Below are 4,915 nucleotides of genomic sequence, written 5' to 3'. Positions count from 1 at the left end.
TGCATCAACAGGCCGGACACACGGCAGCACCTGATCCTGCGCGCACAAATCTCTCCAACACCCCCTTGAATCCGATGGGGCGTCCACACACGGCCGTTCGTCAGCCTTCCGGCAACTTCGGCTCGGGATGACATTCGGACCGTGATCCTTGAACCAAAGACAGATGCTGAAAATCGCCGTCTGTGGCGATGTCAGGTTCGTCCAGACGGAATGGGAGCAGAGGCGATCGCCTCCCAGCCGTTTGCCTTCATCCCGCGAAACTTTCTCTCCGATGGCCTCGTATGGGCCCACACTGCCCCGTTCATCGGGGTTCGGACTGAAGGAAAGACGATGCTCACTCAGAACACCGGCCGCCGCACGGCCCAGGCGCTCGCCCTGACCCTCGCGCTCAGCCTCGGAGCCAGCGGCGCGGCCTACGCCAAGAACCCGATGGTCGGCGGGGCGCCGATGTACGCCCAGAAGACCATCGTCGAGAACGCGGTCAATTCGAAGGATCACACCACCCTCGTCGCTGCCGTGAAGGCCGCGGGCCTCGTCGATACGCTGAACGGCCTGGGCCCGTTCACGGTGTTCGCCCCGACCAACGCCGCCTTCGCCAAGCTGCCGCCGGGCACGGTGGAAAGCCTCGTGCAGCCGCAGAACAAGGCGACGCTGACGAAGATCCTGACCTATCACGTGGTCCCGGGTGTCTACACCGCCAAGGACCTGATGGCGCTGGCCAAGAAGGGTGGTGGACAGGGCGTGCTGACCACCGTCGAGGGCGAACCACTCGCCGTCGAGGTGCAGGGCAAGAAGGTTCTCGTCACCGACCAGAAGGGCAACACCGCCACGGTGACCATCCCGAACGTCATGCAGTCGAACGGCGTCATCCACGTCATCAACGCCGTGCTGATGCCGTAACGCGCAGTGCCCGCGGCCCGTGAGGGCTGCGGGCTTCGACAGCGCGTGGCCTTTCAGATCACGCGAGCGCCGGCAGGCGTGCCCGCCGCGCCCGGTCATTCGGCGATGAGCTTGCCGGTGTAGATCACCGGACCCGTGGGTTGGCCGCTCGGTGAGCCTCCGGGCGGCTCGACCGAGACCGCGATTACCCCGTCCGGTGCGGTGTCCTGCGGGAGCCTCACCTGACTCGGCGCCGTTCCGACGAGGCCGAGTGGCTTTGCCCCTCCTGCGCCGACGTACCACAATTCCAGACTCCGCCCGGCGGGCGCGTCGGCACCGACGGGCCTGACTTCTGCGAGGCCGGTCTGCGTGTCGACACGCACGATCAGCGCCGGCAGCGCCCCGCCTCCCTGCACGACAGCCAGATAGCGCCCTCCCGCCGGGGTTCGTGACGGGCCGACTGCCACGAACAGCGCGAGGCCCGCGGCGAGCAGGCCTGACCCTGCCGCGGCGATCCGCCAGCGCCTCACCTGCCGCCACAGGCGGCGAAGTTCACCTCGCGCTACGTCGGTCGCGTCTGGCAGCGCGCGCAGCAGCGCTTCGCGGACCCGCGGCGGCGACGCCACGGGTGGCACGGCCTCCATCAGCGGCGCCAGGCGCCGCTCCCACTCGCGGATGCGGCTGGCTGTGCCGGGGTCTTGGCTCGCCTCGCGCTCCAGCGCCGCCCGCTCCCGCGCGTCGAGTGTCCCGAGGGCGTACTCGGCCGCGCGCATGTCATGCTCGGACGTCGGGTCCATGCCGGGCTGGCCGCTGCCGGTCACGAGACAGCCTCCAGGCAGGACTTGAGGCCTGCGAGTGACCGGTGCAGCCAAGTCTTGATGGTGTTGACCGGCCGGTCGAAGTGCCGCGCCAACTCCTCCCGAGATTGCCCTTCGCAATAGGCCAGCACGACGCAGTCCCGGTGCTTGGGGTCGAGACGGCCGAGGCAGGCCAGGAGGGCGTTCCGGTCCATGAAATCTGCCGCCCCATCGTGCGGATCGATCAGCCGCGCCACCCAATCCTCGCCGGTATCCAATTCCGGGCCCTGATGCTCGACCTTCCGCCGTACGCTGTCGATGGCGCGATTGCGGGCGACGGTGCAGAGCCACGGTAGCGGCGGGCCGGCCTCGGGCTTGTAGCTGCCCGCGGCCTGCCAGATGCGCATGTAGACGTCCTGAAGCACGTCCTCGGCCAAGCCACGGTCACGCTGGATACGCAGGATCAGGCCGTAAAGTTTCGGGCTCGTGAGATCGTAGAGTTCGGCCAGCCGATTTGCCTCGCCCCGGGCGATACCAGCGAGCAGTCGGCGCAGCGTGGCGTCGTCGGCCAAGTTGGCTCCCTACAAACTCCCAGGCGCCTTCTGTCGGACGCCCAACCGGATGCTGCTTTAACCCAAACTGCCTAGCCGTGACGATCCCTCACGCGCGCTAGCCTCGCTGAGTGGGCCTCGAGGTGGCCGCTTTCAAAATCCTCGGAGCGGCGGCTGCGGAGATGTCGCTGAGGGCGGGATGCGGAGGTTGACCGATCCCTCGCAAAGGGACTTTCCGCGGTCGACCCATGCCAGTTGTTACGATGACCGTCGGCGCTTCCCAAAAGCGGTCATCAACCGGCGGCCCTGCAGTTGAGGACCGAGGTGATATTGGAAGTCGTTACCACGGCTGACCATCACCGAACGACCATTCCTCCTTGTCGACAAAGACCATGTTGATCATGATGTCGTCTGGTCTGACGCTCAGCTTCAGTTTCAGCTCGTCGGCGACGAAACGATAGAAAGCAAACTTAGTATCCTTCTTTTTGCCGACGGTGCTAGTTACCTGGATTAAGATGAAGTCTGGGGACCGATTGAAGCCAAGAAATTGAGGATCATAGATGAGGTTGTCAGCTGTGTGCTCGCCAACCACCACAAAGCGGTCGCCATCGGGTGCTTTGAGGACGTCGACGATGCCTCGATAGACGATGTCCGCCAAAGCAGTGCGGTACTCGGGGCTTTTCCCCTGGATCAGATCGATACGTGCAAAAGGCATGATGACCTCCTCGGGCAGGATTGCGGTCGGCCCGCAGCCGGGACCGACCGCCGGACGCTCAGGTACGATTGTCGATCTCCGGCACACCGCTGCTCCGGTCGGCATAGGCGGCCAGGAAGGTCGGCCGGGTCTGCCAGCGCTGCCAGAAAGCATCGAGATGCTCGAAGCGCTCATCGAGCGGAGTGGCGTTCACCGGGAACTTGGAGAACGCAATGGCCGTCGCCAGCGTGATGTCCGAGAACGTCGGCTGATCGCCTCCCAGCAACCACTCGCGGCCGTCGGCGAGATGCCGGTCGACGAGACCAGCATGCGTCAATGCCACCTTGCGGGAATGCTCGCCCCAGGCGGGGTTGCTGGTCAGTTCGAGCTTCGGGCCCAGACCCTGGTGCAGGACATGGAAGGCGGTGACGATGGGATAGAGGATGTGCACCCACACCCGGTTGTCCCACATCTGATCAAGGCCGCGCTCGTGCGCAGTCCCGCCCATGATCTTGCGGCCTTCGAACGTGTCGTCGAGGTAGCGAGCGATTGCGGAGGTCTCGCTGAGATAGGAGCCATCCGCGAGCGCGAGGGTCGGCGTCTCGCCCCAGGCGTTCATCTTCAGGTGCTTCCAGCCCCGCTGCTCGCCCACCGGTGACATGTCGTAGATCGTCGCGTCGAAGCGGTCGGCGATGCCCTTCTCGTGCATGAAGATCCGCAGTCGCTGCGGGTTCGGGAAGGCCGAGGGTGAGGTGTAGAGCTTGAGCTTGTCGGACATCGTCCTCTCGCTTTCCTGAGAAATTGCCTGTCTGTCAGATGACAGGTAGAAAGCTATGACCCCAATCTTGCGCTGTCAACCCCTGTCTGCCATATGACAGATGGAGGTTGGAAATGGCAGCGACGTTGAAGAGGGATGTGCGAGAGGCGATCCTCGTGGCCGCAAGGGAAGCGGCGATGGCTTATGGCTACGGCGGCATCAATTTTCGCGACCTTGCGGAAGCGGTCGGCATCAAGGCTGCAAGCATCAACTACTACTTCGCAAACAAGGCTATCCTCGGCGAGGCGGTTGCACGGCGCTACTGGGAAGATATTGCACGCGATCTTGAAGCTATTTCGACGAATGCCCAGAGCCCGATAGAAGCGCTGCGGCAATACCCTGGCATTTTTCGCCTCTCTCTGGAGCGCAACAATCGCATGTGCCTCAGCAGCTTCATGGCGACAGAATATGACGTGTTGCCTGATGGGGTCTTGAAGGAGGTTCAGACCTTCGCTGACGTGAACACCGCTTGGCTACGCGAGCAGTTAGTTGCTGCAAAGCTCGCGAAGCCGAAGGACAGCGAGACGAGAGCTCGCGCGATCTATGCTGCTGTAGCCGGAGCTCAGATCATTGCTCGAAGCCGCGCGGACCTAAATCTGTTCGACACTTTGGTCCGGAGTTATCAGGAGGCGGGACTGCTCCCGAGCTGATTAAAAGCGCGCGTGGACAAGGTCCGCTTCCATGCATTGCCGACCATAAGCGGACAGGCAGAAATCCACCCACCCCAGTTATCCCGACGAGCCTACTGGCGAGACAGAAGCTGGCCGAAAGCTGCCGGTCCGCTTCTGAGAGGGGCCGCCGCAAAACCGGACGGCCTCCTATCGACCCAACTCAGCCATCGGGAACGCCATTTGCGTTTCTCCAAAGCGTAGGGGTGGACGCCCCCTGACGGCATCGATGTGCCAGAGTGGAGGTGTTGCAACACCACTGCAGGAGGCGTCCATGGGTGAGGTTAGCACAGTCGGGATCGATCTGGCGAAATCAGTTTTCCAGGTTCACGGCGCGGATACGAGCGGTGTCGTCGTTTTCCGCAAGAAGCTGCGGCGTGATCAGGTGCTGACGTTCTTCTCGACACTTCCGCGTTGCGTGGTTGCTATGGAAGCATGCGCCAGCGCTCATTACTGGGCCCGTGAGATAGCTTTGGCAGGCCACGAAACGCGGCTCATCCCGCCAGCCT

6 protein-coding genes and 1 pseudogene are annotated in these 4,915 nt (G+C 63.6%); 3 read left to right on the top strand and 4 right to left on the bottom strand.

The annotated features are described in order from the left end of the window. Positions 1 to 330 precede the first annotated feature (330 nt). Positions 331 to 900, top strand: a complete 570-nt coding sequence (locus H288_RS0131725) for a fasciclin domain-containing protein (protein ID WP_020096572.1) — start codon at positions 331 to 333, stop codon at positions 898 to 900. A 95-nt stretch (positions 901 to 995) separates the two neighbouring features. On the opposite strand, the gene H288_RS0131720 is transcribed toward H288_RS0131725, so the two are convergent. The 4 genes from H288_RS0131720 to H288_RS0131705 form a co-directional block, all read right to left on the bottom strand. Then, positions 996 to 1,700, bottom strand: a complete 705-nt coding sequence (locus tag H288_RS0131720) for an anti-sigma factor (protein ID WP_020096571.1) — start codon at positions 1,698 to 1,700, stop codon at positions 996 to 998. After that, entirely contained in the window at positions 1,697 to 2,248 is a 552-nt protein-coding gene (locus H288_RS0131715; protein WP_020096570.1) for a sigma-70 family RNA polymerase sigma factor, read from the bottom strand. Before H288_RS0131715 ends, H288_RS0131720 begins: the two co-directional genes overlap by 4 nt. Positions 2,249 to 2,567: 319 nt before the next feature. Further along, the gene (locus tag H288_RS0131710; protein WP_020096569.1) at positions 2,568 to 2,942 is read right to left on the bottom strand and encodes a tautomerase family protein; all 375 of its coding nucleotides are present in this window, start codon (positions 2,940 to 2,942) and stop codon (positions 2,568 to 2,570) included. A gap of 58 nt (positions 2,943 to 3,000) precedes the next feature. Further along, positions 3,001 to 3,699: a glutathione S-transferase C-terminal domain-containing protein gene (locus tag H288_RS0131705; RefSeq protein ID WP_020096568.1), complete on the bottom strand. Its 699-nt coding sequence runs from the start codon at positions 3,697 to 3,699 to the stop codon at positions 3,001 to 3,003. Positions 3,700 to 3,812: 113 nt separating this feature from the next. Here H288_RS0131705 and H288_RS0131700 point away from each other — a divergent pair, with 113 nt between their 5' ends. Both H288_RS0131700 and H288_RS34670 read left to right on the top strand, forming a co-directional pair. Continuing rightward, positions 3,813 to 4,388, top strand: a complete 576-nt coding sequence (locus H288_RS0131700) for a TetR/AcrR family transcriptional regulator (protein ID WP_020096567.1) — start codon at positions 3,813 to 3,815, stop codon at positions 4,386 to 4,388. Positions 4,389 to 4,680: 292 nt separating this feature from the next. Continuing rightward, positions 4,681 to 4,915 (top strand): annotated as a pseudogene (locus tag H288_RS34670) (IS110 family transposase); the annotation flags it as partial.

Origin of the sequence: Methylobacterium sp. 285MFTsu5.1 (assembly GCF_000383455.1) — a bacterium.
Taxonomy (GTDB): domain Bacteria; phylum Pseudomonadota; class Alphaproteobacteria; order Rhizobiales; family Beijerinckiaceae; genus Methylobacterium.
Note: the sequence above shows the minus strand (reverse complement) of the source record. Positions and strands in the feature narration are given on the sequence as shown.

Bases quoted from the DNA above. Each gene is read 5' to 3' on its own strand.
- H288_RS0131725 (WP_020096572.1), top strand. From the start codon at position 331: ATGCTCACTCAGAACACCGGCCGCCGCACGGCCCAGGCGCTCGCCCTG.
- H288_RS0131710 (WP_020096569.1), bottom strand. From the start codon at position 2,942: ATGCCTTTTGCACGTATCGATCTGATCCAGGGGAAAAGCCCCGAGTAC.
- H288_RS0131705 (WP_020096568.1), bottom strand. From the start codon at position 3,699: ATGTCCGACAAGCTCAAGCTCTACACCTCACCCTCGGCCTTCCCGAAC.
- H288_RS0131700 (WP_020096567.1), top strand. From the start codon at position 3,813: ATGGCAGCGACGTTGAAGAGGGATGTGCGAGAGGCGATCCTCGTGGCC.